This window comes from Streptomyces sp. NBC_01288 (assembly GCF_035982055.1).
In the GTDB taxonomy this organism is placed as follows: Bacteria; Actinomycetota; Actinomycetes; order Streptomycetales; family Streptomycetaceae; genus Streptomyces.
In genome coordinates this window covers 7,230,474-7,256,386 of the sequence record NZ_CP108427.1, presented here as the reverse complement: position 1 = coordinate 7,256,386, position 25,913 = coordinate 7,230,474, and the positions used below count along the sequence as shown (strand labels likewise).

The 25,913-nt window shown below is 68.7% G+C and carries 23 protein-coding genes and 1 pseudogene; 9 read left to right on the top strand and 15 right to left on the bottom strand.

What is annotated here, in order from left to right; all coding sequences use genetic code 11:
* Positions 1–23: 23 nt before the first annotated feature.
* Positions 24–2,207, bottom strand: coding sequence for a transglycosylase domain-containing protein (locus OG194_RS32830; RefSeq protein WP_327407294.1), 2,184 nt, complete (start codon positions 2,205–2,207; stop codon positions 24–26).
* A 300-nt stretch (positions 2,208–2,507) separates the two neighbouring features.
* Between OG194_RS32830 and OG194_RS32825 the strand changes: the two genes are divergently transcribed.
* Positions 2,508–2,723: an FmdB family zinc ribbon protein gene (locus tag OG194_RS32825; RefSeq protein WP_327404381.1), complete on the top strand. Its 216-nt coding sequence runs from the start codon at positions 2,508–2,510 to the stop codon at positions 2,721–2,723.
* Positions 2,724–2,785: 62 nt separating this feature from the next.
* Here the strand turns inward: OG194_RS32825 and OG194_RS32820 are convergent, their stop codons facing one another.
* Genes OG194_RS32820 through OG194_RS32810 form a run of 3 tightly spaced genes read right to left on the bottom strand, consistent with a single transcriptional unit; the run spans position 2,786 to position 7,352 of the window.
* Positions 2,786–3,598, bottom strand: a complete 813-nt coding sequence (locus OG194_RS32820) for an HAD family hydrolase (RefSeq protein WP_327404380.1) — start codon at positions 3,596–3,598, stop codon at positions 2,786–2,788.
* Positions 3,598–6,171 carry a phosphoribosyltransferase gene (locus OG194_RS32815; protein WP_327404379.1) on the bottom strand — a complete coding sequence of 858 codons (2,574 nt, stop codon included), beginning with the start codon at positions 6,169–6,171 and terminating at the stop codon, positions 3,598–3,600. Before OG194_RS32815 ends, OG194_RS32820 begins: the two co-directional genes overlap by 1 nt.
* A 14-nt stretch (positions 6,172–6,185) precedes the next feature.
* On the bottom strand, positions 6,186–7,352 hold the full coding sequence (locus tag OG194_RS32810; RefSeq protein WP_327404378.1) for an HpcH/HpaI aldolase/citrate lyase family protein: 1,167 nt from the start codon (positions 7,350–7,352) through the stop codon (positions 6,186–6,188).
* Between the two features lie 176 nt (positions 7,353–7,528).
* On the opposite strand from OG194_RS32810, the gene OG194_RS32805 reads away from it, so the two are divergent.
* The gene (locus OG194_RS32805; protein WP_327404377.1) at positions 7,529–8,296 is read left to right on the top strand and encodes a TerD family protein; all 768 of its coding nucleotides are present in this window, start codon (positions 7,529–7,531) and stop codon (positions 8,294–8,296) included.
* Between the two features lie 71 nt (positions 8,297–8,367).
* Here OG194_RS32805 and OG194_RS32800 read toward each other — a convergent pair whose 3' ends face one another.
* The 6 genes from OG194_RS32800 to OG194_RS32775 all read right to left on the bottom strand — a co-directional run bounded on the left by OG194_RS32800 (position 8,368) and on the right by OG194_RS32775 (position 12,932).
* On the bottom strand, positions 8,368–9,102 hold the full coding sequence (locus tag OG194_RS32800) for a TerD family protein (RefSeq protein ID WP_327407293.1): 735 nt from the start codon (positions 9,100–9,102) through the stop codon (positions 8,368–8,370).
* A 116-nt stretch (positions 9,103–9,218) separates the two neighbouring features.
* Positions 9,219–10,364 (bottom strand): DUF475 domain-containing protein, encoded by a 1,146-nt coding sequence (locus OG194_RS32795; protein WP_318016087.1) that lies wholly within the window; start codon positions 10,362–10,364, stop codon positions 9,219–9,221.
* Positions 10,365–10,517: 153 nt separating this feature from the next.
* A complete protein-coding gene (locus tag OG194_RS32790) occupies positions 10,518–11,093 on the bottom strand; it encodes a TerD family protein (protein ID WP_327404376.1) in 576 nt (191 codons plus the stop codon).
* A gap of 115 nt (positions 11,094–11,208) precedes the next feature.
* Positions 11,209–11,784, bottom strand: a complete 576-nt coding sequence (locus OG194_RS32785) for a TerD family protein (RefSeq protein ID WP_019060360.1) — start codon at positions 11,782–11,784, stop codon at positions 11,209–11,211.
* A 113-nt stretch (positions 11,785–11,897) separates the two neighbouring features.
* Positions 11,898–12,356 carry a peroxiredoxin gene (locus OG194_RS32780; protein ID WP_318016088.1) on the bottom strand — a complete coding sequence of 153 codons (459 nt, stop codon included), beginning with the start codon at positions 12,354–12,356 and terminating at the stop codon, positions 11,898–11,900.
* A gap of 138 nt (positions 12,357–12,494) precedes the next feature.
* The gene (locus OG194_RS32775; protein WP_019060358.1) at positions 12,495–12,932 is read right to left on the bottom strand and encodes a DUF3052 domain-containing protein; all 438 of its coding nucleotides are present in this window, start codon (positions 12,930–12,932) and stop codon (positions 12,495–12,497) included.
* 429 nt (positions 12,933–13,361) lie between these two features.
* Here OG194_RS32775 and aceE point away from each other — a divergent pair, with 429 nt between their 5' ends.
* Both aceE and OG194_RS32765 read left to right on the top strand, forming a co-directional pair.
* The gene (aceE, locus tag OG194_RS32770) at positions 13,362–16,109 is read left to right on the top strand and encodes a pyruvate dehydrogenase (acetyl-transferring), homodimeric type (protein ID WP_327404375.1); all 2,748 of its coding nucleotides are present in this window, start codon (positions 13,362–13,364) and stop codon (positions 16,107–16,109) included.
* Positions 16,110–16,220: 111 nt separating this feature from the next.
* Positions 16,221–16,952: pseudogene (locus OG194_RS32765) on the top strand (potassium channel family protein); the annotation flags it as partial.
* Positions 16,953–17,114: 162 nt separating this feature from the next.
* Here the strand turns inward: OG194_RS32765 and OG194_RS32760 are convergent.
* Positions 17,115–17,387: a DUF4190 domain-containing protein gene (locus tag OG194_RS32760; protein WP_327404374.1), complete on the bottom strand. Its 273-nt coding sequence runs from the start codon at positions 17,385–17,387 to the stop codon at positions 17,115–17,117.
* 259 nt (positions 17,388–17,646) lie between these two features.
* Positions 17,647–19,266, bottom strand: a complete 1,620-nt coding sequence (locus OG194_RS32755) for an MFS transporter (RefSeq protein WP_327404373.1) — start codon at positions 19,264–19,266, stop codon at positions 17,647–17,649.
* A 47-nt stretch (positions 19,267–19,313) separates the two neighbouring features.
* On the opposite strand from OG194_RS32755, the gene OG194_RS32750 reads away from it, so the two are divergent.
* The 3 genes from OG194_RS32750 (at position 19,314) to OG194_RS32740 (ending at position 22,218) form a co-directional block, all read left to right on the top strand.
* Positions 19,314–19,985 (top strand): TetR family transcriptional regulator, encoded by a 672-nt coding sequence (locus OG194_RS32750; RefSeq protein WP_327404372.1) that lies wholly within the window; start codon positions 19,314–19,316, stop codon positions 19,983–19,985.
* 93 nt (positions 19,986–20,078) lie between these two features.
* On the top strand, positions 20,079–21,311 hold the full coding sequence (locus OG194_RS32745) for an alpha/beta hydrolase (RefSeq protein ID WP_327404371.1): 1,233 nt from the start codon (positions 20,079–20,081) through the stop codon (positions 21,309–21,311).
* Positions 21,312–21,369: 58 nt separating this feature from the next.
* Positions 21,370–22,218, top strand: coding sequence for a DUF4429 domain-containing protein (locus OG194_RS32740; protein ID WP_327407292.1), 849 nt, complete (start codon positions 21,370–21,372; stop codon positions 22,216–22,218).
* 79 nt (positions 22,219–22,297) lie between these two features.
* Here OG194_RS32740 and OG194_RS32735 read toward each other — a convergent pair whose 3' ends face one another.
* Together OG194_RS32735 and OG194_RS32730 are read right to left on the bottom strand one after the other, a co-directional pair.
* Entirely contained in the window at positions 22,298–23,314 is a 1,017-nt protein-coding gene (locus tag OG194_RS32735) for an aldo/keto reductase (protein WP_327404370.1), read from the bottom strand.
* Entirely contained in the window at positions 23,311–23,775 is a 465-nt protein-coding gene (locus OG194_RS32730) for a MerR family transcriptional regulator (protein ID WP_327404369.1), read from the bottom strand. Before OG194_RS32730 ends, OG194_RS32735 begins: the two co-directional genes overlap by 4 nt.
* A gap of 97 nt (positions 23,776–23,872) precedes the next feature.
* Here OG194_RS32730 and OG194_RS32725 point away from each other — a divergent pair, with 97 nt between their 5' ends.
* Together OG194_RS32725 and OG194_RS32720 are read left to right on the top strand one after the other, a co-directional pair.
* Positions 23,873–24,340, top strand: coding sequence for a GNAT family N-acetyltransferase (locus OG194_RS32725; RefSeq protein WP_327404368.1), 468 nt, complete (start codon positions 23,873–23,875; stop codon positions 24,338–24,340).
* A gap of 19 nt (positions 24,341–24,359) precedes the next feature.
* Entirely contained in the window at positions 24,360–25,181 is an 822-nt protein-coding gene (locus OG194_RS32720) for a serine hydrolase domain-containing protein (RefSeq protein ID WP_327404367.1), read from the top strand.
* Here OG194_RS32720 and OG194_RS32715 read toward each other — a convergent pair.
* Positions 25,178–25,828, bottom strand: coding sequence for a pirin family protein (locus OG194_RS32715; RefSeq protein ID WP_327407291.1), 651 nt, complete (start codon positions 25,826–25,828; stop codon positions 25,178–25,180). The genes OG194_RS32720 and OG194_RS32715 overlap by 4 nt on opposite strands.
* Positions 25,829–25,913 lie beyond the last annotated feature (85 nt).

The window sequence follows — 25,913 nt, the reverse complement described above, 5'->3', positions numbered from 1 at the left end:
AGGTGGCGGTTTCGCTGCGGTGGTCAGCCGAGCGGGGTCATGGCTCTCGACCAGATGCCGTAGGGGACGTCGGTGACTGGCGTGCCGGAAACTCCCTTCAGCGGCAGAGGTTCGAGGCTCTTGCTCAGGTCGATGCGGTAGACGACGACGGCGGTCGACACGGACTCGGCCGTCCCGACGTACCAGGCCGCGGTGTCGTCCTGCGTGGTGCCGGTCTTGCCCGCCACCTCGGTTCTGGCGGCCTTGGCGGCGCTGGGGTGTGCGAAGCCGAAGGAGTCCGTGAGCGCGTCCGTCACCTCGCTCGCGGTGGTCTTGCTCATCGCCCGGACCGGCTCCGGCCGCTCCACGGCGACCGCGGCACCGTTACGGGTGATACGGCGGACCGAGTACGGCTCGGTGTGGAGGCCCCCGGCGTCGAACGTGCCGTACGCGCTCGCCATCCGCAAGGCGCTGGGCGTCGCGTTCCCCAGCGACAGCGCGGGCACCTGTGCCCCGAAGCTGGAGGAGAGCAGGCCCGCGTCCTCGGCGGTCTTCCGTACGGTCGTCAGGCCCGTGTCCATGCCGAGCTGCATGAACGGGGTGTTCACGGACTGGGCGAGGGCCTGGCGCAGACTGATCTGCCCGTAGGACTTGTTGCCGTCGTTGTGCGCGGCGACCTTCTTGCCGCTGCGGTCCCAGTACGGCCCCTCGGGTGTGGTGACCGGCACGGCGTCGTCCCCGTCGTACAGCGTGTCCGGGGTGACCGAAGTCGGCGGTCTGCCACGGGTCTTGGTGACCCCGTGCTCCAGGGCGGCGGCGTAGACGAACGGCTCGAAGGCCGAACCCGCGGGCACAGTGGTCGAGTTGGAGTCGTTGTAGCCCTGCTTACGGTGGTCGGGGCCGCCGTAGACGGCGAGGATCCGGCCGTCGGAGGCCACCGAGGAGGCGCCGTAGTGCGCGGTCTTCGCCGTGTCGGCGTTCTTCTTCCGCGCGTCCTTGCGGGCCTTGTTCACGGCGTCCGTCAGCTCGGTCTCCCGCTTGCGGTCGAACGTCGTGTAGATCTGGTAGCCGCCGAGGTCGAAGTCCTTGTCCGAGATGTGCGCGGTCTTCTTCACGTACTGCGTGGCCAGTTCGACCAGGTAGTCGCTCTGCTTGCCGGTGTCGTAGGTCTTCGACTGATTGAGCGGCTCGGGGAAGGTCTTGTACTTCGCGCGCTCGGCCGGCGACAGCTTGCCGATCTTCACCATACGGTCGAGGATCCACGACCAACGGGCCACCGCCCGGGCGTGGTTGGCCTTGCTGAGCGTCGGGTCGTAGAGGCCCGCACCCTTCAACAGCGAGGCCAGGAAGGCGCCTTGGCTCGCGTTGAGCTGGCTGACGTCCTTGCCGTAGTACGCCTGCGAGGCGCGCTGGAGGCCGTAGGTGCCGCGGCCGAACCAGCTGGTGTTGAGATAGCCCTCAAGGATCTTGTCCTTGCTCATCTTGTTGTCGAGCTTGAGGGAGATCATCGCCTCGGTGAACTTGCGGCTCACCGTCTGGTTCTGCGTCAGGTAGACGTTCTTCACGTACTGCTGGGTGATCGTCGAGCCGCCCTCGGTGTCCCCCTCACCGACCGTGCGGTAGAGGGCACGGGCGATGCCCTTCATGGAGATGCCGGGGTCGCTGTAGAAGCTCTCGTTCTCCGCGGCGAGCACGGCCCAGCGGACGTCGGTCGGGATGTCCTTCAGCGGCATCGCCTGCCGCTGCACCCAGCCGGTCCGCGCCATGGGCGTCCCGTCGGACCAGAAGTACACGTTGTCCTGCTGGGTGGCGTACGTGTTGAGGTTCGAGGGGATGTCGGTGGTCGCGTAGGCCACGACCAGGAACATTCCGCTGAGTCCTACGGCGGCCAGGACACCCCCGACCGACTGCCGCCAGGAGGGTATCCAGCGGCGCCAGTCCGTACGGCCGGGGCGCGGGTACATCGGGCGCAACTTGCGGACGTACGGCGTGAGGAAGATCACGGCCGGGGCGAGGCGGGCGGCGACAAGGGCGAAGCGGGTGCGGAGGACTGCGGCGAGGCGGGAGAGACGGCTGTGGAGGGACGCGCGGTAGGCCTTGCGGCCCCGGTGCCGGACCGGTTTCGTCTCCCCCTCGGGTATCTCCGACGCCTCCGGTATCTCCAGGTCGGACAACCGCAGCTGCATGGTCTCGTCCGGCCGGAACCCGGCGGGGAGCTTCAACTGCATGGTCTCGTCCGGTGCCTGGCGCTCCTCCCCCTCCCCCTCGTCGGTCACGACGCGACTCCCCTCCGCACTCCTATTGCTCGCACAGGCAGACGCATTGACGTACGAGGGTCTGAAATGGTTGCCATGAACACGACTGCAAATCCCGGTTCCCCCCGGCCTCACAGATCACGCGGCGCCCTCAAATTACCAGTGGTCTTCGCAAGTTCTCCATATAAGAAAACGACAGAACAGGACACAGCCGAAACCTTCATGAAAAAAGAAGGTGCCGTACTCATGTGAGGTGGGGGTTAGCCTGAGGCCATGCCTCGCTACGAGTACCGCTGCCGCACGTGCGGATCTACGTTCGAACTGAGTCGGCCCATGGCGGAGTCGTCCGCGCCGGCGGATTGCCCTGCGGGGCACGGCGACACCGTGAAGCTGCTGTCGGCTGTGGCGGTGGGGGGTACGTCCTCTGCGCCCGCGGCCGGAGGGGGCGGCGGGGGCGGCGGTTGTTGTGGGGGCGGGTGCTGCGGCTAGGCGAAGCCTGTGCGTTGTCGGGTGCGGGTGCGTGGGGGCTGGGCGCGCAGTTCCCCGCGCCCCTACGGCATCGCCCTCAGGAACTCGTAGAGGATCCGTTCGCCTGCCTGGACGCCTCGCTCTGGTAGCGCCGTGATGTTGGGGGCCGTCCACGCCTCGTCTGCCAGTTCACCGTGGCCCGGGCGCCAGCCCTTGTCTGCGGCGAGGAGCAGGTCGGCGTCGAGTAGGGAGTCGCCGGCTGCCAGGGTCAGGGTGGCGTTGGTGCGGTGGGCCACCTCTCGCATGGCCGCGCTCTTGGTGAGGGGCTTCGGGACGGCGTAGATCTTGCGGCCCTGCAACGACACCGTCCAGCCTCGGTTCTCCGCCCAGACCGCCAGCTCCTTGACCCATTCCTCGGGGAGCAACTCGCGCTCCACTACGAGGTAGGCGAAGAGGTCCTCGGCGATGCGGTGTTTGCGGACCCAGGCCGGGTCGGCGGTGTCGGCGAGGTACTGCCGGACCTCCTCCAGCGGGGCGCACTCGGCGGCCAGCTTCGCCTGGACCTGGGCGTGCCAGTCCTCGTCGGTGACGCCGTCGACGAGGAGGTGGCCGCCGTTGGCGCAGATCGCGAACTTCGGTTCCGGGCCGGGCAGGTTGATGCGCTGGTACTGCTTGCGGGTGCGGGTGGTGGTCGGGACGAAGACGGCCGCGTCACCGAGTTCGCCGAGTTGAGTGAGCAGTGCGGCCGACGTCTCCGTCATGAAGGACAACGGCTTGCTCTCGTGCACCTCGACGCAGAGCAGCCGGGGCGCCCGCGCGTCCGGCATCGTCAGGGCGAGGGCCGCCGCGGAGTAGATGAGCGTACGGTCGAGGTCACTGGCGACGAGTACCGGCATCAGACCGCCACCGCCTTGCCGTCGGCGCCGGTCGCACCGCGCGTGTACTTGGGGTGGATCAACCCCACGCAGGTGTACGGCAGTTCGGCCACCTCCTCGACGGGCACCCCCCGCTGCTCGGCGAGCAGTCTGACGTGGTCGAGGTCGGCGCCCGCACCGGCTCGCGCGAGGATCTTCCAGGGCACCCGGCGCAGCAGCACCCGGGTGGTCTCGCCGACGCCGGGCTTGACGAGGTTCACGTCGTGGATGCCGTACTCCTCACTGATCCGCTCAACTGCCGCCCAGCCCTCCCAGGTTGGGGTGCGGTCGGCGGCGAGCAGTTCCTTGGCGAGGACGGTCACCGCGTCCGACACCTCCGGGAAGCGGGCGGCCACGGCGTCCAGGAAGTCCACCGAGACGTCCGCGCCGGCGAGTTCGCGGTAGAACTTGGCGCCGTGGAAGTCGTGCGGGCCGACCAGGTCCGAGCGGAGCACCGTACGCGAAATCAGGCCCGACACGGTCGAGTTGAGGCAGGCGGAGGGGATGAGGAAGTCCTCGCGGGTGCCGTATGTCTTCACGCAGGAACCGGGGTCGGCGAGCACCGCGATCTCCGGGTCGAAGCCGGTGATGCCGTCGGACTCCTCGAACTCCCTGACCGCGTCGGCGAGTTCACGGGTGATGGCGCCCTTGCCGGTCCAGCCGTCGACGAACACGACGTCGGCGGGGTCGTGGTGGGCGGCGAGCCAGCGGAGCGCGTTGGCGTCGATGCCCCGGCCGCGCACGATCGACACGGCGTAGTGCGGGAGGTCGAGACCGTGGCGGTGCTGGGCCCAGCGGCGCATCAGGACGCCTACGGGGGTGCCGGCGCGGGCGAGCGAGACGAGGACGGGGTGGGGGGAGCGTTCGGCGAGGACGAGTTCGGTGACGGCGCCCACGGCCAGCGCGAGTCGTCCGGCAGCCTCGTCCAGGGCGGTGTGGAACAGCTGTTGGTAGTGCTCGCTCGGCTGGTACTCCACCGGCAGCGACTCCGCGTAGTGCGCGCCGCCGCTCTGGATGGCCTCCTCGCGCTCCTCGGTCGGCGCCTCCAGCGTCACGTCCGAGAGGTCCTGGAGCAGCCAGCCGACCTCTTCCGACGCGTACGAGGAGAAGGCGGGGCCGCGGAGGGGGTCGGGGAGCATGGGGGGCCTTTCGGGGACGTACGAGGGCACCACCGCGAGGACGACGTGCGGGGTGTGTTCGGCGAGCCTCGCCAACAGGCCGTCCGGGGCGTGGAGTTCGGGGGTGTCGGCGGTGTCGTCGAGCACGGCGACGACCGCGTCGAAACCGGCGCCGGCGATGTTGTAGGCGTAGCGGTCGCCCGGGCCGTCGGCGGGAGTGTCGTGGGCCGGGAAGGTCAGGCGGGTTCGTATCGCGTAGCCCGGGTCGTCCACCGCGAGGACGGGTGAGCGGGTGGTGGTGGAGTAGGTGACTCCGGCATCCACGACCTGCTCCAGCTCGCGGGCGAGGCGGAGGGGGGCGTACATCAGCTCTTCGAACCCGAGGATGTGCACGCGGCGAGCGTCTTCCGGGAGTGCCTCGGCCAGGCGGGCGGCCATTGCGGGGAGGGCGCGTTCGAGGCGTATTCGGTGTTGGGGAGTGAAGCCGTGTCGTCCGCCGTCGGGAAGGTTTCTGGGCCAGCGGAGTTCGACTCGGGTGATTCGGTTGTGGGTCGAGTGCGCGCCGGTGGGGGCCGGTCGCGCAGTTCCCCGCGCCCCTGCGGAGTCGGCGTCCAGGTTAGTTTTCAGGGGCGCGGGGAACTGCGCGACCAGCCCAGACGGCGCCGCAGACGACGAACCACCTGTCCCGGTACCCCCTGACTCGTACCGCGCCACCAACTCCTGCCCCTTCTCCAGCACCCCCGCCGGCAGGCGAACCGTGCCCGAGGCCGCAGCCACCAGGTCGACCCTCGCGCCTATCTCCGCCGCGAACTCGTCCAGGCGGCCCGCGTCGGCAGAGGAACGCATGTCGACCAGGGCGACCACCACGTACCGGTCTCGCGGATAACGCTCGTGCAGGTCGCGGATCGTGTTCAGGACCGTGTTGCCCGTGGAGAACTCGTCGTCCACCAGGATCAACGGGCCCTCGCCCGCGAGGAGTTCGGGGTTCTCGGGGAGCAGGAGGTGGGACGTCGCGTGGGAGTGGGACTCCTCGAAGCCGCCTGCCGTGGCCACGCCGGTGACAGGGCGGCGGGTCGAGTGGAGGTAGGGGGCGACGGCGATGCCGTCCGCCACCGCGTGGCCGAGGCCCGTCGCCGTCTCCGCGTAGCCGAGGACCACCGCCCGGGCGGACTCGTCAGGGCCGAGGAGGTCGCGGACCCTACGGCCCAGGGTGAAGCCGTAGCCGTACACGATCGACGGGGACTGCGGGACGTGCTTGCCGAGCACGTTCGACACCAGCAGGTGGGCCCGCTTGGGGTTGCGGCGGAGGGCCAGGCCCAGGAGGTCGGTCAGCTCGGGGTCGCCGAGCAGTTCGACCCCGAGCCGCTCCGCGACCCACCTGCCCGACCAGACCCCGTTGCCGCCCGACCGGACACCGTCGTTCACTGCCTTGTTCATACGTCCCTTGCGATTCAGCCGGGGATTCCGGCGGCGAGCAGCTCCACGAAGCCGACGTCCTCGCGTGCGACCCCGAAGATCTCGGCGCGCAGCATCGTCCGCTCGGCCCAGGCGCGGTGCGGCTTCACCTCGTTCATCTTGTTCGTGTACGCCGAGCGCAGCACGCCCCCGCCGCCCCTCTCCGGCCGCAGGATGTCCTGCGCGTCGCAGAACTCCTCGTGGCTGACCACGGACAGCGCGTGCACGGGCAGCACGTGGGTGGGGTGGATGCAGGTCTTGCCCAGCAGCCCGTTGGCCTGGTCGAGGGCGATCTCGCGCAGCAGGCCGTCCATCGCGTGCTCGATCAGCGCCTCGCGCAGCTCCTCCGCCTTGCCCTCCAGGAAGGGGCTGCGGCGCAGCTGCGGCTTGAACATGCGCTCCTGGACCCGGAAGTACTCCCACACCGGGCCGGTCACCGTGAAGCCGGTGCCGTCGGCGCGGCCCAGCATGTTCACCACGTCACCGATCACGTTGGCGACGATCTGGACGTCGTAGGCCGTCATGTCGGAGGCCCGGCGCAGGCCGTAGGACGAGCAGAAGTCCGTCACGCCGAGGCGCAGGGCGAGAACGCGGTCGCGGTACTTGTCGACCGCCCTGGAGATGCCCTCCAGGGTCTCGACGCGCGACTCGCGGTACAGCAGCTCCGGCGACTCCAGGACCGGCATGCCGAACAGCCGGTGCCCGCTCGCCGCCTCCGCGGCGGCCAGCGCCTCCAGGAAGGGCGTTCCGCTCTCCTCGGTGAACTTCGGCATCACGAATCCGGAGAGCAGTTCTACGGCCGGTCCCATGCGGCGGACGAGATCGGGGATCTGCTCGGGCACGCGGACCCGCACGAACAGCAGCGGAAGCTCGGCGTCCGGGCGGGCGGCCAGCTCGGTGAACTGCTGGACCAGGTTCTCCTCGGCGGCCGGTACGTCCTCGTCGCCGATCGAGTCCTCCAGGCAGAGCACCATCGACACGACGCCGCGTCCCGCCAGCTTGACGATGTCGTCGGCGAGGCGGGGGCGGGTGGCCGGGCTGTAGAGCGTGGCGCCCAGGGCCGCGGCGAGCAGCCGGGCCGGGGAGTCCGCGTCGAACTCGCACGGCTCCTGGAAGAAGAGATGCTGCCGTACCTCAGGGGCAATGTGCCCGAAATGACGCATAAAGCTCCCCCGTGGTCCGGTTGTGGTTCGTGATTGTTTTCGATAGGTGGCCGGTAATAGTACGTACAAACCCATGTCAGGGGTTCCCGCCGGGCATGAACTTCAGGTAACTCGGCCGTGTCGGTGTCCGAACCCCCACGTTGTCGTGACCAGGACCGAGAGGGCAGGATGACCGCATGACGCACGCGATGCTGAAGGGGTCGAACGTCCCGCTGGAAGCCACCACGGTACGTGCCGTGCTGCGCTGGACTCCCGGGCAGGGGGTCCCGGACGTGGATGCCTCCGCGCTGCTCCTCGGCCCCGCCGGTCAGGTGCGTTCCGACGAGGACTTCGTCTTCTACAACCAGCCCCGGCACCCCTCCGGGAAGGTCTGGTGGCTCGGCAAGAAGCGTGTCGCGGAGGGCCCCACCGACACGATCCAGACAGATCTCGCCGGTGTCGAGCCCGAAGTCGGCCGGATTCTCGTGGTCGCTTCGGCGGAGGACAACACCTTCGACCGCGTACAGGGGCTGCGCATCCTGCTGTACGACGCGGCTGTCGCCGAGGGTGAGCCGCTGCTGTATTTCGACATCAAGCCGGAGACGGGCGAGGAGACCGCGCTGATCTGCGGGGAGCTGTACCGGCGGGGTGACGGGTGGAAGTTCCGGGCGCTGGGCGAGGGATACGCGAACGGGTTGCGTGGGCTGGCGATGGACTTCGGGATCACGGTGGACGAGTCGGAGGGGGTCGCTGCGGGGGCCGTTCCGGAGGTTTCACAGCCGTTGCCTCCGGCGGTTCCGGTGCAGTCCGGGTACGGGTATCCGCAGGAGCCGGCGACCCAGCCGGCGTACGGGTATCCGCAGACGGCTCCGGCGGGGACGTATGGGTATCCGCAGCCGGTGCCTTCGGCGATGGCACCGGATCCTGACTTCCGGTTGCCGCCGCAGGGGCCGCAGTTCATCTGACGTGGGGGCGGTAGTTCGTTTGGTGCGCGCCCGGTGGGGGCTTGTCGCGCAGTTCCCCGCGCCCCTAAAAACTAGCGCTCGACCTTGGTTTTGTAGCCCCGGCCCCACTGCAAGCCCCACCCGTACAACCGGTCCAGTTCTGCCTGGAAGCCGTAGACGAACTTCACTTCCCGGCGGACGACCAGCTCGCCCTTGACGTTCTCGATCATGACGACCGCGCAGGAGCGGGCCTGGGGGTGGCGTTCGTCGAGGCCTATCTCGATGCGGGGGCCGTTGCTGGGGTAGAGGGTGACGATCGCGTGGGTGCGGTCGAAGGCCGGGGTCTGGTCGTAGATGTAGACGAAGACCAGGAGGCGCTTGATCTGGTCGCGGTGGTCGAGGTTGATGTACATCGTCTCGCCGGACGCGGAGCCGAAGCGGTCGTCGCCGCTGAGTTTCACGTACGGGGGTGAGTTGACGTCGCCGAGGAGGCCGCCGAGGGGCTGGACCACGCCCTTGGTGCCGTCCATCAGTTCGTAGAGGCAGCCCAGGTCGAGGTCTACGTTGACCATGCTCTGGCTGTGGCCCATGACCTCCGGGGGCTTCAACGCCTTGAAGGGGTGGCGCAGGAGGCTGTCGCGCTGGAGGCCGCCTATGTCGGAGGTCCGCATCCGCCAGGTGAGGTTCACGCGGAGGTTGCCGGTGGCCGCGCCCTGCTTGGTGAGCGAGACCTGGTGGTGCCGTTTGGTCAGTTCGATCGCGTTGCTGGCCGCGCTGCCCGAGTCGAAGTCGGCCTCGCGCCGCCAGATTCCGTCGAAGAAGCCCATTCCCGCCCCCACGTTCGCATCCACACTGCGTATGACAAAGCCGTCGGGGCGGCCTGACAGAGGACATGTCCTCGACGGCCGCCCCGAACAGAAGCGTTCCCTCACCAGGGAGCTTGTCACACCCCGGACGGGACCTCAGTCTTCTCGTCCGAGCCTGCTTTTCCCTCGGCTTCCGCGAGGGCCTTGTTCCTGCGGACCGAGGACCAGAAGGACCAGCCGATCAGGATGACGCCGACCAGGCCGGTGATGACCTCGTTGATCTGGTACTGGATGGTGACCATGAGGATCACGGCCAGGGCGCCGATCGCGTAGTGCGCGCCGTGCTCCAGGTAGACGTAGTCGTCCAGGGTGCCCTGGCGGACCAGGTAGACCGTCAGCGAGCGGACGTACATCGCGCCGATGCCCAGGCCCAGGGCCATGAGGACGATGTCGTTGGTGATCGCGAAGGCGCCGATCACTCCGTCGAAGGAGAAGGACGCGTCGAGGACTTCCAGGTAGAGGAACATGAAGAACGCTGCCTGGCCGGCGAGGACTACCGCCGAGCGCTGCTTGCCGGTGCGCGCGGCCTCTTCCTCCTCCTCGTGCTCCCGCTCCTCCTCTTCTTCGAGCTTGTCCTCGAAGTAGCCGGAGAGTCCGCCGACGATCATGTACGTGATGAGGCCGGAGATGCCGGCGATCAGGACCGTCTGGGCCTTGTCGGCGTGGGCGCCACCGTGCTGGTGGGCGTGGGCCGCGAAGGTGAACGAGGTGATCAGCAGGACGATCAGCGCGATGCAGACCGACAGCATGTCGACCTTGCCGAGCTTGGCGAGCGGGCGCTCGATCCAGCGCAGCCACTGGATGTCCCGGTCCTCGAAGATGAAGTCGAGGAAGATCATCAGCAGGAACATGCCGCCGAAGGCCGCGATCGCCGGGTGGGCGTCGGTGACCAGCTGCTGGTAGTGGTCCTTGTTGTTGAGCGCGAGGTCGACCGCGTCGATCGGACCGATCTTGGCGGTGACCGCGACGATGACGACGGGGAACACCAGCCGCATGCCGAAGACGGCGATCAGGACACCGATGGTGAGGAAGATCTTCTGCCAGAAGGCGGACATCTTCTTCAGGATCCCGGCGTTGACCACCGCGTTGTCGAAGGACAGCGAGATCTCCAGGACGGCCAGGATCGCCACGATGCCGAAGGCTTCCCACCCCCCGTAGAACGCCGCTGCGACAAGGCCGAGCGCGGTGACCGCGAACGACCAGCCGAAGGTTTTCAGAAGCACTGGCTACCCAATCGTGTGTTGGGGGTTCCCCCAGACGGAGTCTGGGGGAGGGTCTCCCCCCGCGCCGCACTCGGCTTTACTTAAAATTTGACGTCGAGCACTGAGTCTAGAGGGAGACTCCGCCGTCCGGGACAGCCGGTGTGGATAACGCCTTTACGAGACGTTGACCCCGAAGTCCATGGCGATGCCCCTCAGCCCCGACGCATACCCCTGTCCGACCGCCCTGAACTTCCACTCGCCCTGGTACCGGTAGAGCTCGCCGAAGATCATGGCCGTCTCGGTGGAGGCGTCCTCGGAGAGGTCGTAGCGGGCCAGCTCCACGCCGTCGGCCTGGTTGACGACGCGGATGAAGGCGTTGCTGACCTGGCCGAAGGTCTGGCCGCGGACATCGGCGTCATGGATGGAGACCGGGAAGACGATCTTGTCGACGTTGGCCGGCACCTTGGCGAGGTCGACCAGGATCGACTCGTCGTCACCCTCGCCCTCACCGGTGAGGTTGTCGCCGGTGTGCTCCACCGAACCGTCCGGACTGGTGAGCTGGTTGTAGAAGATGAACCACTCGTCGCCCAGCACCCGGCCGCCGTTGCACAGCAGCGCGCTGGCGTCGAGGTCGAAGTCGGCTCCGGTGGTGGAGCGTGCGTCCCAGCCGAGGCCGATCAGGACGTTCGTGAGGTTCGGTGCGGCCTTGGACAGGGAGACATTGCCCCCCTTGGCGAGCGTGACGCCCATAGTGCTGGTCCTCCCCGAGGCGATGCTTCTTTGGTTGTCCTGCACTCCCCCGGAGGGGAGACCCCCCGGCGCCGCACGCGAACCGCGCGGCGCCGGACGGCGAGGCCTTCGGACGTCAGACGTTGACGCCGAAGTCCTGGGCGATGCCGCGCAGGCCCGAGGCGTAGCCCTGGCCGATGGCGCGGAACTTCCACTCCGCGCCGTTGCGGTAGAGCTCGCCGAAGACCATCGCGGTCTCGGTCGAGGCGTCCTCGGAGAGGTCGTAGCGGGCGATCTCGGCGCCGCCGGCCTGGTTCACCACGCGGATGAACGCGTTGCGGACCTGGCCGAAGGACTGCTGGCGGTTCTCGGCGTCGTAGATCGAGACCGGGAAGGTGATCTTGTCGACGTCGGCCGGGACCGCCGCGAGGTTCACCTTGATCGCCTCGTCGTCGCCCTCGCCCTCGCCGGTGGTGTTGTCACCGGTGTGCTCGACGGAACCGTCGGGGCTCTTGAGGTTGTTGAAGAAGACGAAGTTCGCGTCACTGGCGACCTTGCCCGCGCTGTTCAGCAGCAGTGCGCTGGCGTCGAGGTCGAAGTCGGTGCCGGTGGTGGTGCGGACGTCCCACCCCAGACCGACGATGACCGCGGTCAGGCCCGGGGCCTCCTTGGTCAGTGATACGTTGCCGCCCTTGCTGAGGCTGACTCCCACGAGTCCTCCATTGGTGTCCAGGGGCGGGGATGCCCCGTAGTGCGTCGGTATCGGATCAACGTCTCGATCCTAGTGACGGGTTCCCGACCCTCGCAGGCTCTGGAACCTAACAATCACAGGCTGTCGAGCGCCTTCACGTACTCGTTGAGGTCGCGCGCGTCCGGCAGGCCGTTGACGACCGTCCAGCGCACGACGCCCTCCTTGTCGATGACGAAGGTGCCGCGCACGGCGCAGCCCTTGTCCTCGTCGAAGACGCCGTAGGCACGCGAAGTGTTGCCGTGCGGCCAGAAGTCGGAGAGCAGCGGGTACTCCAGGCCCTCCTGCTCGGCGAAGACGCGCAGGGTGTGGATGGAGTCGTTCGAGACCGCGAGGAGCTGGGTGTCGCGGTCGGTGAACTGCGGCAGGTTGTCGCGCAGGGAGCACAGCTCGCCGGTGCAGACGCCGGTGAAGGCGAAGGGGTAGAAGAGCAGCACCACGTTCTTCTCGCCCCGGAAGTCGGACAGCTTCACGGTCGCGCCGTGGTTGTCCTTGAGCTCGAAATCGGGGGCCTTGTCGCCGACCTGGATCGCCATCTCGTCCTGCATCCCTTCGGTGGGGCTGTTCGGGTGAGTCCACCCTGCGACCACCCTACGCAGCGATCACCGCATGCGGACGGACGGGCTGGCGTGGCCAGCCCGTCCGGGATTCAACGATCGAGGTACCTCCGGGGACTACCTCTTGGACTTGGCTGCCTTGGGCGTCACCAGCCGGCTGCCACTCCAGTCCTTGCCCACGCTGACGCTCTTGGCCGCCGAAAGGCCCGCGGTCGTGGCGGCTTCCGAGATGTCGCTGGGCTCGACGTAGCCGTCACGGCCGGTCTTCGGCGTCAGCAGCAGGATCGAGCCGCCCTCCTCGACGTACGAGATGGCGTCCACCAGCACGTCGGTCAGGTCGCCGTCCTCGTCGCGGAACCACAGCACCACGGCATCGGCGACGTCGTCGTAGTCCTCGTCCACCAGGTCGCTGCCGATGACTTCTTCAATGGCCTCGCGGAGTTCCTGGTCTACGTCGTCGTCGTAGCCGATCTCCTGGACCACCTGCTCGGGCTGGAACCCCAGCCTGACGGCAGGGTTCGTCCGCTCCTCCGCGTGGTCCGCGGTCGCGCTCACGGGTTGCCTCCTGATCATGTCTTGATGAATGTCCAGCATCGCGCGTGCGCGAAGCATTGGCCGTAGTCCACACGGACGGGCCGGATCGCGCAAGTACCCGGCGATTCGGAACGCCGAAACGGTGACGTTCCTGGCCGTGTCGCCGCAACTCCAGGCACGCTATCGCGACCGCCGGTGACGTACACCACAGCGTTCTGCCCGGTTTGCACGTTTGAGAACCCTCCGAGGGTACGCGACTCGAATGACTTTGCTAAACGAGTCACGGTTACCTCACGGTAGAGATGACGATTGCCGTCCTGCGGTAGACCATGGGGAACGGTGCAGAACCATGGAAATCCAGCGCCGATAAGCCTCATTAAGCCCCCATCAGTCCTCCATCGGCCTCAGACAGCCCCCTCACACAGCTCCCTCTGACAGGTAAGGAACAGCGTGGCTTCCGGATCCGATCGCAATCCGATCATCATTGGCGGCCTTCCGAGTCAGGTTCCTGACTTCGATCCCGAAGAGACCCAGGAGTGGCTCGACTCGCTCGACGCCGCCGTGGACCAGCGCGGCCGCGAGCGGGCCCGCTATCTGATGCTCCGGCTGATCGAGCGGGCCCGCGAGAAGCGCGTGGCCGTGCCCGAGATGCGCAGCACGGACTACGTCAACACCATCGCCACCAAGGACGAGCCGTTCTTCCCCGGCAACGAGGAGATCGAGCGCAAGATCCTGAACGCGACCCGCTGGAACGCCGCGGTGATGGTGTCCCGGGCGCAGCGGCCCGGCATCGGCGTCGGCGGCCACATCGCCACGTTCGCCTCCTCCGCCTCGCTCTACGACGTGGGCTTCAACCACTTCTTCCGGGGCAAGGACCAGGGCGACGGCGGCGACCAGATCTTCTTCCAGGGGCACGCCTCGCCGGGCATCTACGCCCGCGCGTTCCTCCTGGACCGGCTCAGCGAGCGGCAGCTGGACGCGTTCCGCCAGGAGAAGTCGAAGGCGCCGTACGGGCTGTCCTCGTACCCGCACCCGCGGTCGATGCCGGACTTCTGGGAGTTCCCGACCGTGTCGATGGGCCTGGGCCCGCTCGGCGCGATCTTCCAGGCGCGGATGAACCGCTACATGGAGGCGCGCGGGATCGCGGACACGTCGCGGTCGCACGTGTGGGCGTTCCTCGGCGACGGCGAGATGGACGAGCCGGAGTCGCTCGGCCAGCTGTCGATCGCGGCGCGTGAGGGCCTCGACAACCTGACCTTCGTCGTCAACTGCAACCTCCAGCGGCTCGACGGCCCGGTGCGCGGCAACGGCAAGATCATCCAGGAGCTGGAGTCGCAGTTCCGGGGCGCCGGCTGGAACGTCATCAAGCTGGTCTGGGACCGCACCTGGGACCCGCTGCTCGCCCAGGACCGCGACGGCGTGCTGGTCAACCAGCTCAACACCACGCCGGACGGCCAGTTCCAGACGTACGCCACGGAGACCGGCGCGTACATCCGCGAGCACTTCTTCGGGCACGACCACCGGCTGCGCGCGATGGTCGAGAACATGACCGACGACCAGATCCTGCACCTGGGGCGCGGCGGGCACGACCACCAGAAGGTCTACGCGGCCTTCGAGGCGGCCAAGCAGCACCAGGGCCAGCCGACCGTCGTCCTCGCCCAGACGGTCAAGGGCTGGACGCTGGGCCCCAACTTCGAGGGCCGCAACGCCACGCACCAGATGAAGAAGCTGACGGTCGCCGACCTCAAGGGCTTCCGCGACCGGCTGCACCTGCCGATCACCGACCAGGAACTGGAGTCCGGCGCGCCGCCGTACTTCCACCCGGGCCGGAACTCGGAGGAGATCCAGTACATGCACGACCGGCGCAACGCGCTGGGCGGCTACGTCCCGACGCGTGTCGTCCGCTCGAAGCCGCTGGCGCTGCCCGAGGAGAAGACGTACGCGAGTGTGAAGAAGGGGTCGGGCCAGCAGTCGATCGCCACCACCATGGCGTTCGTACGGCTGCTCAAGGACCTCATGCGGGACAAGGAGATCGGCCGGCGGTTCGTGCTGATCGCGCCGGACGAGTACCGCACGTTCGGCATGGACTCGTTCTTCCCGAGCGCGAAGATCTACAACCCGCTGGGCCAGCAGTACGAGTCGGTGGACCGTGAACTCCTGCTCGCCTACAAGGAGTCGCCGACCGGGCAGATGCTGCACGACGGCATCTCCGAGGCGGGCTGTACGGCTTCACTGATCGCGGCGGGTTCGGCGTACGCGACGCACGGCGAGCCGCTCATCCCGGTCTACGTCTTCTACTCGATGTTCGGTTTCCAGCGCACCGGTGACCAGTTCTGGCAGATGGCCGACCAGTTGGCGCGCGGTTTCGTGCTGGGCGCGACCGCGGGGCGTACGACTCTGACCGGTGAGGGTCTGCAACACGCGGACGGCCACTCGCAGTTGCTGGCGTCGACCAACCCGGGGTGTGTCGCCTACGACCCGGCGTATTCGTACGAGATCGCGTACATCGTGCAGGACGGGCTGCGGCGGATGTACGGCTCGGACGCGGAACACCCGCACGGCGAGGACGTCTTCTACTACCTCACCGTCTACAACGAGCCGATCCAGCACCCGGCCGAGCCCGCGGATGTGGACGTGGAGGGCATCCTCAAGGGCGTCCACCGGATCAGTCAGGGGGCTTCGGGGACGGTGCCGGCGCAGATCATGGCGTCCGGTGTCGCGGTCCCGTGGGCTCTTGAGGCTCAGCGGATTCTCGCCGAGGAATGGAATGTCCGGGCCGATGTGTGGTCCGCGACCTCCTGGAACGAACTGCGGCGCGAGGCGGTGGATGTCGAGCGGCACAATCTGCTTCACCCCGAGGAGGAACAACGCGTTCCTTATGTCACGCGGAAGTTGAGCGGGGCGGAGGGGCCGTTCGTGGCTGTTTCCGACTGGATGCGGTCGGTTCCTGACCAGATTTCTCGGTGGGTGCCGGGGACTTATCAGTCGTTGGGGGCTGATGGGTTCGGGTTCGCGGACACGCGCGGGGCGGCTCGGCGGTTCTTCCACATCGACGCGCAGTCGATCGTGGTGGCTGTGCTGACGGAGTTGGCTCGGGAGGGGAAGGTTGATCGGTCTGTGTTGAAGCAGGCGATCGATCGGTATCAGTTGCTGGATGTCTCCTCGGCTGATCCGGGTGCGGCGGGCGGGGACGCGTAGTCGTTTTTCGTCTGCGGGTGCGTGGGGGCTGGTCGCGCAGTTCCCCGCGCCCCTGATGGGCGCCCCTTCGGGGCGGCCCATCAGGCCTCCCCCGCCACCTAACATGCCGTCATGAACGAACCATCCGCACAAGCTCGTTGGGAGCAACGGACTCAGCGGCCCCTGTTAGGCCTTGCGGTGGGTTTTGCCGTGGCGTACGCCGTGCCGATCGTGGACTCGACCGCCGGGCATCGGCTGACGACGGTGTGCACGGGGGTCGAGTGGGTCGTGTGGGGGGCGTTCGCCACCGACTATCTGATGCGGCTCGCGATGTCCCGGGACCGGCGGCGGTTCGTGCGGACGCACTGGATGGACCTGTGCGCGGTGGTGCTGCCGATACTTCAGCCGCTGCGGCTGCTGCGCATGGTGTCGACGCTGATACTCGTCGGGCGCCGGGCCCGGATGGCCTCGCAGATCCAGTTGACGACGTATGTCGCCGGCGCGGTGATCGGGCTGCTGATGTTCGGTTCGCTCGCGGTGCTGTCCGTGGAACGGGACTCGCCCCACGGGAACATCCGGACGTTGGGTGACGCCGTGTGGTGGTCGTTCACCACCATGACGACCGTGGGGTACGGCGACCACGCCCCGACCACCGGGCTGGGCCGGATGATCGCCGTCGGGCTGATGCTCTCCGGCATCGCGCTGCTCGGTGTCGTCACCGCCAACATCGCCACGTGGTTCATCGCCCGGTTCGAGAAGGACGACGTGGAGGAGCGGCGGCAGACGCTGGCGATCGAGGCGCTGGCGGAGGAGGTGCGGGCGTTGCGGGTGGAGGTCGCGGCGTTGTCCGGGGTGAGGGTGGGAGGTGTCTCCGGGATGGGCGCTACGGCCGTCTCCGGGGCGGAGGTCGCGGACCTGCCGGGGACGTCGGCGGCGGGGGGAGCCACTACCGGTCGGGGACGGGCTGTCCCGTTAGCCCCGGTCCGGAAGGACGCCCTTTCAAGCGTGGCCCAGCTCAACTCCCGTTCAGAAGAACGTCCACATGACCGCCGCCAACGTGTCGATCGCTCCCAGGACCAGGGCCACCAGCGCCATCGCCCGGCGTGAGCCCGTCCACCGGCGGCCCATGGCCAGCCAGCCGCAGACCACGGCGATCGGGCCCAGGACGATTCCCAGGGTGAAGAAGCCCGCGATCGCGCAGACCAGTCCGATGATGCCGAGCGTCGCGCGGTCCGGCCCGCTCCCTGACCCCATGCGGCCACGCGAGCGGGGGGTTTTGCGCGTTCCAGAGCCCGTCATCGTCAACTCCCTGGGCGTCCATGCCGGTTCGGCCAGTTCCCTACGATGACCGGATACCCGCGTACACACAAAGAAAGCCTGCTTGCGCGCTGCCCCCCTCCGGCAGCGCGCCGCAGACCAACCCGTCCCCCCTGCCCTGCGGAGGACTTGACTTACTGTGACCTGCGGCGCGTACCGGGCGCCAGGAATCTTTAGTGGAGTCACCCTGATAGGCGAAATCGGCCTGGAACAGGGTTGGATGCGCGTTGGATGCGTGCCGTCAGATGTGCGCCGCGCCCGCGCCCGCCTCCGCGTTCTCGCCGCGCTTGGTCAGGAGCGCCACGAAGACCGCCACCACCGCTACACCGGCCGCGACGAGGCAGGCCAGGCTCATGCCGGAGATGAACGTGTCGTGGGCGACCTGCGTGATCTTCGCGGCGATCGTCTCCGGGGTGTTCGGGGCGATCGGGGCCACGCCGACCTGGACCGCCTCGGCGGCCGCGTCGAGTTGGGGCTGGGTGAGCTTGGGCAGGCCCGCGTCGGCCCAGTTGCCGGCGAGGTCGTTGTCGACGCGGGAGGCCATCACCGCGCCGAGGACGGCCGTACCGAGGCTGCCGCCGATCTGCATCGCGGCCTGCTGGAGACCGCCGGCGACGCCGGAGAGCTCCATCGGCGCGTTGCCCACGATGACCTCGGTCGCGCCGACCATCACCGGGGCGAGGCCGAGGCCCAGCAGGGCGAACCAGATCGACATGACGCCACTGCCGGTGTTCGAGTCCAGCGTGGACATGCCGAACATGGCGATCGCGGTGGCCGCCATGCCGCCCGCCAGCGGGATGCGCGGGCCGAGCTTGGTGATCGCCGCGCCGGCGAGCGGGGAGCCGACGATCATCATGCCGGTGAGCGGGAGGAGGTGGAGACCGGCGTCGATCGGGCTCATGCCGTGCACGTTCTGGAGGTAGAACGTGACGAAGAACAGGCCGCCCATGAAGGCGATCGCCATCAGGACCATCAGGACGACGCCCGCGGACAGCGGGACCGAGCGGAACAGGCCCAGCGGGATCAGGGGTTCTTTCACCCGCTGCTCCCAGTAGGCGAACAGCGCGAAGCCCAGCACCGACACGGCGAGGAACGCCCAGGTCGTGCCGGAGCCCCAGCCCCAGGTCGGCGCCTTGATGAGGGCCCAGACGAGGCAGAACATCGCGCCGGAGAGCAGCACGATGCCGAGGATGTCGAAGGAGCGCGGCGCGTTCTCGGCGCGGTGGTCGCGGAGGATCAGCAGGCCGAGGACCAGCGCGATGGCGCCGACCGGCACGTTGATGAAGAATACCGACTGCCAGTTGACGTGCTCGACGAGGACACCGCCGAGGATCGGGCCGCCCGCGGTGGAGGCGCCGATGACCATGCCCCACAGGCCGATGGCCATGTTGAGCTTCTCGGCCGGGAAGGTGGCCCGCAGCAGACCGAGCGCGGCCGGCATCAGCAGCGCGCCGAACAGACCCTGGAGCACCCGGAACGTGACGACGAACGCGATGCTGTGCGAGAGGCCGATGGCGCCGGACGCGAGGGCGAAGCCGCTCACGCCGATCAGGAAGGTCTGGCGGTGGCCGAAGCGGTCACCGAGCTTGCCCGCGGTGATGAGGGAGACCGCGAGGGCGAGGAAGTAGCCGTTCGTGATCCACTGGACGTCGGCGAAACTGGCGCCGAGGTCCTTCTGGATGGCCGGGTTGGCGATGGCGACGATGGTGCCGTCGAGGGCCACCATCATGACGCCGACGGCGACGGTTATGAGGGTGAACCACGGGTGGCCGCGCAGCCCCGTGGAGGGCGTCGGCTCGGACGGGGCAGCTGGTGCCTTGTCCCCCGGCCCCGTCGCGCTGATGGTGGTCTGACTAGTCATGCGTTCGAGGCTAATGTCAGCCGCTGACAGTTGACAAACAGGTTCAGATGTCGGCGACTGTCAACAATGGCGAGGAGAACGGCATGGAGACGTTGCGCGAGCGCAAGAAGGCCCGTACGCGGGACGCGCTGCTGCACGCCGCCCTCGAACTGTTCACGACCAAGGGCTACGAACAGACCACGGTCGACGAGATCACCGAGGCCGTCGACGTCTCGCAGCGCACCTTCTTCCGCTACTTCGCGAGCAAGGAGGAGGCCGCGTTCTTCGTGCCCCGGCTCACGGAGACGCACTTCGTGACGGCCGTCCGCGCCCGCCCGCCGCACGAGGCCCCGCTGGAGGCGCTGCGCCGGGCCGTGCTGGAGAGCTGGGACACCATCAACGAGGCGATCCAGCAGGTCGTACCGCTGGACCTGCACATGCGCACCTACCGCGCGATCGAGTCGACGCCCGCACTGCTCGCCGCGCATCTGCGGCGCCAGCAGGAGCTGGAGGAGGAGCTGGCGCGGATCGTCGCCGAACGCGAGGGGCTCGGCGTGGACACGGACCCCCGGCCACGCCTCGTGGTGGCCGTGTTCGGTGGGGTGATGCGGGTGGTGGAGCGGATGTGGATCGCGGGCGACGACCTCAGCATCGAGGCGATGCGCGAGCTGACCGCCGACTACCTCGACGGGGTGGGACCGGCCCTCGCCGGGAACTGGCGGACGAGTCACGCAAGGTGAGTCGTACTGAGTTTCTCGTCACGTACCGCTGAAACGTGATCCCCGTCACTCGGTTAACGCGAGACCCTCTCGTTCTCCTAGTGTGTCCTCCCAGTGACTTCCTTCGACTCCTCCCCCACGCTGAACGCCTGGCGCGCACTGGCCGCGCTGGCCGTGGTGTTCGTGATGCTGGCGACCACCGGTTGGACCGCGGTCCGCAGCCACCCAGGGAAAACGGCGCTCCAGACCTCGCTCTCCGCGTGGGAGCACGGCCGGATCGACGGGCGCGAGCTGCCCGACCCGGACGCGTCCCCGACCCGGCTGGCCCGCTTCTTCGCCTCGCTCACCGCGCAGCAGCGGACGCGTCTGGCGCACCGCTACCCGCTCGCGGTCGGCAACATGAACGGCGCCCCGGTCACGCTGCGCTACCGCGCCAACCACATCGCCCTCGACCAGCAGCGCGAGGTCGAGAAGAAGCGCATGCACGACAACCGCCTCACGCCGCTGGGCCAGCAGGAGGCGGGCCGCCTCATGCACCGCTTCGAGGCGCTGACGGCCGAGGGCCGCCACATCCTGGCCTTCGACCCCGAGGGTTCGGGCCGGATCGCCGAGGTCTTCGGCGACCTGGACACCGCGCAGCGCGTCTCGGTCATCGTCCCCGGCGTCGACACCGACCTGCTCACCTTCCAGAAGACGAGCAAGGACTACTCGGCACCGGTCGGCATGGCGCAGAACCTGTACGCGGCCGAGAACACGGCGAAGTCCGCGACGGACACGACCGGCACGCGTACGGCGGTCATCGCCTGGGCCGACTACACCTCCCCCGGCGGCCTCGGCATCGACTCGGCCACCGCGGGACGCGCCGAGGCAGGCGCCGTACGACTGAACGCACTGGTACGGGCGTTGCCCGGGACCTCGCAGGTCGCCCTGTTCTGCCACAGCTACGGCTCGGTGGTGTGCGGGGTCGCCGCGCACGAGCTGCCGGCCCGGGTGACCGACATCGCGGTGGCCGGCAGCCCCGGCATGCGGACTTCGAGCGCCTCCCACCTGCACACGCTCGCGCGGGTGTGGGCGATGCGGGACGCCGACGACTGGATCCAGGACGTGCCGTACATGGAACTCGGCGGCCTCGGGCACGGCGAGGACCCGGTGTCGAACGCCTTCGGCGCGCGCGTGCTGTCCGCGAAGGACGCGGAGGGCCACACCGGTTACTTCGCCGCGGGCACCGACAGCCTCACCAACTTCGCCGACATCGGAGTTGGCGCGTACCGCTCGGTGACGTGCGCGCACGAAGGTGACACCTGCCGAGAGGGTTTGTCCGGCGCCTCGGCCGCCGGACGCGCGTAGAAACAGCAGGAAGTGCGGTCTGCGCGGGGATGGGACGGAGGAGCGTGTGCCGCCTACGATGAGCCGCATGGGTGACGTACTGGCCGGATTTCATGCCGCCTGGGAGTTCGAGTCCGACTCCGTGGTCATCCGCTACGAACGTGGCATTCGAACACCCAAGCTATTTCAGGCGCTCGGTGAACGCCGGATCCCCTACGAGGCGATCCAGGCGGTGACGCTCGCCCCCGGCCGGCGCGGCACGGTCGTGCTCCGCGCGGAGCCCCGGCCGGGCGCCGATCCGCTGATGGAGGCGGCCGCGGGTCAGCTGAAGGAGAGCTGCGATCCCTATCGGCTGGTGCTGCCCGCCGAGCGCGAGACCCTCGCCGAGTACTACGCCGACGAGTTGCGTGCGCGGCTGAAGCCGGACGACGAGCCGGCGGAGCGGTTTCTCGTGGCCGCGCCCGAGGTGCCGTTGCGGTTCAAGGCGTACGACGGGAAGGCGTCCTTCGACGGCAAGACCGTGTCGTTCCGGTGGTTCTGGACGGGGGCGTCGTCCGCGAAGTGGAAGGCCGGCGACCAGAGTTTCGCGGTCGCCGACCTGAGCGGGGTCGAGTGGCGGTCACCCGAGGTTTTCGAGGGGCATCTACGGCTGTTGCGCGGGGCCGAGTCGCTTCTGCCCGTTGATCAGGATCCGGCGGCTGTGGTGTTCGGGCTGGGGTATGGGCCTGTGCACGAGTCTCTGCCGTTCGCGGGGGCGGTGCTTGCGGCGGTGCGGTCGGGGCGGTCTGTGGCTGTGGTGCCGGTCGCTCGGCGTGATCCTGGGGATATCGCCGAGCGGATCCGGCACCTGGGGGAGCTTCATCAGTCGGGGCTCGTGACGGATGAGGAATTTGCCGTGAAGAAGGCCGAGTTGTTGGCGGAGTTGTAGCGGGGGCTGCTCGTAGTTTTTTGACTGCGGGCCGGTGGGGGCTGGTCGCGCAGTTCCCCGCGCCCCTGAAAAGCTTGCTCTACTCCCTGCTGGAAGAGGCGAACGACATGTCCGCGTAGCGGTCTCCCGCCACCTTGCCCGCGATCGGCTCCAGGAGGGACAGCTCGTCATCCGTCAGGATGATCCTGGTTGCCGCCGTGTTCTCCTCCACGCGGCCCGGCTTGGTCGTGCCCGGGATGGGGATGACCGGGAGGCCGTGGACCTGGGCGCGCTGTTGGACCCAGGCGAGGGCGATCTGGCCCAGGGAGGCTCCGTGTGCCTCGGCGACCGTCCGTACCGGGTCCAGGAGCACGCCGTTGGCGGCCGCGTTCTCACCGGTGAAGCGGGGCTGCGTGCGACGGAAGTCGCCCTCTGTCAGGTCCTGGTCGGCGTTCGAGAAGGAACCGGTGAGGAAGCCGCGGCCGAGGGGTGAGTACGGTACGACCGCCACGCCCAGGTCGGCGGCGGCGCCCACCAGGCTGATCTCGACGTCCCGGCTGAAGAGCGACCACTCCGACTGGACGGCGGCGATGGGGTGGACGGCGTGGGCGGCCCGCAGTTCGGCGCCCGTGATCTCGCTCAGGCCGAGGTGCTTCACCTTGCCCTCGGCCACCAGCTCCGCCATCGCGCCGACGGTGTCCTCGATGGGGACGGCCGGGTCACGGCGGTGCATGTAGTAGAGGTCGATGACGTCGATGTCGAGGCGCCGCAGGCTCGCCTCCACCGCCTGGCGGATGTACGGGCGGTCGTTGCGGATGACGCGCCGGGTGGGCTCGCCGGGCGGGAACGACAGGGCGAACTTGGTGGCGATGACGAGCCGGTCGCGGTGCGCCTTGAAGAACGGCGACAGGAACCGCTCGTTCTCGCCGACGCCGTACGCGTCCGCCGTGTCGTACAGGGTCACGCCCAGGTCGAACGCGCGGTCGAGGGCCGCCTGTGACTGCTTCGCGTCCGAGGGGCCGTAGGCGAAGCTCATGCCCATGCAGCCGAGGCCCTGGACGCCGACCTCGGGGCCGGCCGCGCCGAGCCGTGCGGTCGGGATCGTGGTGTCGGTCATCCTGCCTTCTCCTTCTCGTAGGCGCGGCCGGCCGTGGCGTAGAAGTTGATCTTCCGGTCCAGGACGGCCAGGGTGTCCTGCAGTTCGGCGATCCTGGCGATGACGTCCCTGCGGGTCGCCTCCAGAAGTTCGAAGCGGTCGCCGTACGTGTGCTCGCCCTCGCGCATCAGCTCGGCGTAGCGGACCATGTCGGCGACCGGCATCCCGGTCAGGCGGAGCTTGCCGACGAGGTCGAGCCAGTCGAGGTCGCGGTTGCTGTAGCGGCGCTGGCCGGTGTGCGAGCGGTCGATGTGCGGCATCAGGCCGATGCGCTCGTACCAGCGCAGGGTGTGCGCGGTCAGGCCGGTGAAGGCGACGACCTCGCTGATCGTGTAGCTGTCCTCGCCGTCCGGACGCCGCTCGACGTGCGGCGGGCCCGCGCAGCTGTCGGTACTGGTACCCGTGGTCTCCATCACCGTCATGACCACCACGCTATGGCCTTGGAGTGCACTCGAAGCAAGCGGTACCGGTAAGAAATCGGCAGGACGGGCCAGGGGTGCGGTGGATAGCGTGCGGGACATGAGTCTCGTACGACGGGCCGCCCCCGACGACGCCGCCGAACTGCTCCGACTGCGCCAGGTGATGATCGACTCGATGCCGGGTTCGGACCCGGGCACGGACTGGCACGCCGAGTCCCTGCCGACGCTACGGGACCGGCTCGCCTCGGACGACGACTTCGCGGCCTTCGTCGTCGATCATCCGGAGCGGCCCGGGGCACTGGCGGCGCTGGTGGTCGGGACCGTCGACTACCGGATCGGGAAGGCGGAGAACCCGCACGGGAAGGCCGGGTTCGTCTTCAGCGTGGCCACCGACCCGGACGCGCGACGCCGCGGGTACGCGCGCGCGTGCATGGACGAACTCCTCCAGTGGTTCCGCGAACGCGGCGCCGGCCAGGTCCTCCTCACCGCCTCCCCCGACGCCGAGCCGCTCTACGCCTCCCTCGGCTTCACCCGCAAGCCCGACCCCATGATGGGGCTCATGCTCTGAACCACTTAGGCTCGACGGCATGTCCTTGCAGAGCCTCGCGCTGATCGAGAACTGGCCGGTACCGACCGCCGCGGCAGCCGTCGTACGAGCCGACGGGACCGTCCTCGGGACCCACGGCCCGACCGACCACCGCTTCCCGCTCGCCTCGGTCACCAAGCCGCTCGCGGCGTACGCGGCCCTCGTCGCGTACGAGGAGGGCGCGATCGAGCTGGACGAACCGGCGGGCCCGCCCGGCTCCACGGTCCGCCATCTCCTCGCCCACACCTCGGGGTTGGCCTTCGACGAACACCGCGTGACGGCCCCGCCCGGCCAGCGCCGCCTGTACTCGAACGCGGGCTTCGAGCAACTCGGCGACCACCTCGCGAAGGCGACGGAGATCCCGTTCGCGGAGTATCTGCACCAGGCGGTCCTCGACCCCCTGGGCATGACGTCGACCACCCTGGAAGGCGCCAACTCCCCGGCGAAGGACGGTGTTTCGACGGTCGAGGACCTCCTCCGCTTCGCCGCCGAGGTCCAGTCCCCCCGGCTCCTCGACCCCCGCACGGTCGCCGAGGCGATGACGGTTCAATACCCCGGCACCAAGGGCGTGTTGCCCGGCTACGGCCACCAGAACCCCAACGACTGGGGCCTCGGCTTCGAGATCCGCGACTCCAAGTCCCCGCACTGGACGGGGAGTTCGTCCTCCCCGCGCACGTTCGGGCACTTCGGGCAGGCCGGTACGTTCCTGTGGATCGACCCGGCGGCGGGCGTGGGGTGCGTGGCGCTGACGGACCGGGCGTTCGGGCCGTGGGCGGTCGAGGCGTGGCCGCCGTTCACGGACGCGGTACTCGCGGACCTCTAGGTCATCTCCCACATCAGCAACTCGGCCCCGGTGGCCGCCTCCACCACCAGATCCCGCGCGTCCGTGATCCGCGCCGCGTCCCCCGGCCCCAACTTCTCCCCGCCCAGGCTCACTTCACCGCGCACGACATGCACGTACACATGCACCGCGTCGGGTACGGCCGTACGCTCACCCGGCGTGAGCCGTCGCACGTGCAGCATCGCGCCGGCCTCCGGCACCGCGTACGGCGTGGAGTCGGCGATGCCGTGGACGATCCCGTACGACGGTTCGCCGCCGGGTTCCATGGGGGCGAGCCACATCTGCACGAAGGTCAGGGGCGAGTCGCTGTCGTTGCGCTCGACGTGCCGGACCCCGTCCCCCGTACTGAGCCGCTGGACGTCACCGGGCCGGACCCGGGTCAGGTGTCCCGTGGAGTCCCGGTGGCTCAACTCCCCCTCCACGACCCAGGTGATGATCTCCGTGTGGCTGTGCGGGTGTTCGTCGAACCCCGCGCCGGGCGCGAGCCGTTCCTCGTTGCAGGCGATGACCGCGCCGAACCGCAGGTTGTCCGGGTCGTAGTGCGGCCCGAAGGAAAAGGCATGCCAGGACTGGATCCCGGCCTGCGGGTCACCCCCTGGGTAGCGCTCGGCGGAACGCCGTACGTCCATCACGGGTCCACGGTAGCCCTGCGGGGCAGGGCTCGATCCCAACGGCGTCCAGCTCTACCGGATCGAGCGCTGGTGCACTCTCGAT

What these genes read in the sequence shown, in the direction of transcription:
- OG194_RS32810 (WP_327404378.1), bottom strand. Translation starts at nt 7,352, where the DNA reads ATGCGTCATTTCGGGCACATTGCCCCTGAGGTACGGCAGCATCTCTTC.
- OG194_RS32740 (WP_327407292.1), top strand. Translation starts at nt 21,370, where the DNA reads ATGAGCCGCATGGGTGACGTACTGGCCGGATTTCATGCCGCCTGGGAG.
- OG194_RS32820 (WP_327404380.1), bottom strand. Translation starts at nt 3,598, where the DNA reads ATGCCGGTACTCGTCGCCAGTGACCTCGACCGTACGCTCATCTACTCC.
- OG194_RS32830 (WP_327407294.1), bottom strand. Translation starts at nt 2,207, where the DNA reads ATGCAGTTGAAGCTCCCCGCCGGGTTCCGGCCGGACGAGACCATGCAG.
- OG194_RS32750 (WP_327404372.1), top strand. Translation starts at nt 19,314, where the DNA reads ATGTCGGCGACTGTCAACAATGGCGAGGAGAACGGCATGGAGACGTTG.
- OG194_RS32725 (WP_327404368.1), top strand. Translation starts at nt 23,873, where the DNA reads ATGAGTCTCGTACGACGGGCCGCCCCCGACGACGCCGCCGAACTGCTC.
- OG194_RS32720 (WP_327404367.1), top strand. Translation starts at nt 24,360, where the DNA reads ATGTCCTTGCAGAGCCTCGCGCTGATCGAGAACTGGCCGGTACCGACC.
- OG194_RS32730 (WP_327404369.1), bottom strand. Translation starts at nt 23,775, where the DNA reads ATGACGGTGATGGAGACCACGGGTACCAGTACCGACAGCTGCGCGGGC.
- OG194_RS32780 (WP_318016088.1), bottom strand. Translation starts at nt 12,356, where the DNA reads ATGGCGATCCAGGTCGGCGACAAGGCCCCCGATTTCGAGCTCAAGGAC.
- OG194_RS32715 (WP_327407291.1), bottom strand. Translation starts at nt 25,828, where the DNA reads ATGGACGTACGGCGTTCCGCCGAGCGCTACCCAGGGGGTGACCCGCAG.
- OG194_RS32805 (WP_327404377.1), top strand. Translation starts at nt 7,529, where the DNA reads ATGACGCACGCGATGCTGAAGGGGTCGAACGTCCCGCTGGAAGCCACC.
- OG194_RS32800 (WP_327407293.1), bottom strand. Translation starts at nt 9,102, where the DNA reads ATGGGCTTCTTCGACGGAATCTGGCGGCGCGAGGCCGACTTCGACTCG.
- OG194_RS32825 (WP_327404381.1), top strand. Translation starts at nt 2,508, where the DNA reads ATGCCTCGCTACGAGTACCGCTGCCGCACGTGCGGATCTACGTTCGAA.
- OG194_RS32735 (WP_327404370.1), bottom strand. Translation starts at nt 23,314, where the DNA reads ATGACCGACACCACGATCCCGACCGCACGGCTCGGCGCGGCCGGCCCC.
- OG194_RS32815 (WP_327404379.1), bottom strand. Translation starts at nt 6,171, where the DNA reads ATGAACAAGGCAGTGAACGACGGTGTCCGGTCGGGCGGCAACGGGGTC.
- OG194_RS32760 (WP_327404374.1), bottom strand. Translation starts at nt 17,387, where the DNA reads ATGACGGGCTCTGGAACGCGCAAAACCCCCCGCTCGCGTGGCCGCATG.
- OG194_RS32790 (WP_327404376.1), bottom strand. Translation starts at nt 11,093, where the DNA reads ATGGGCGTCACGCTCGCCAAGGGGGGCAATGTCTCCCTGTCCAAGGCC.
- OG194_RS32755 (WP_327404373.1), bottom strand. Translation starts at nt 19,266, where the DNA reads ATGACTAGTCAGACCACCATCAGCGCGACGGGGCCGGGGGACAAGGCA.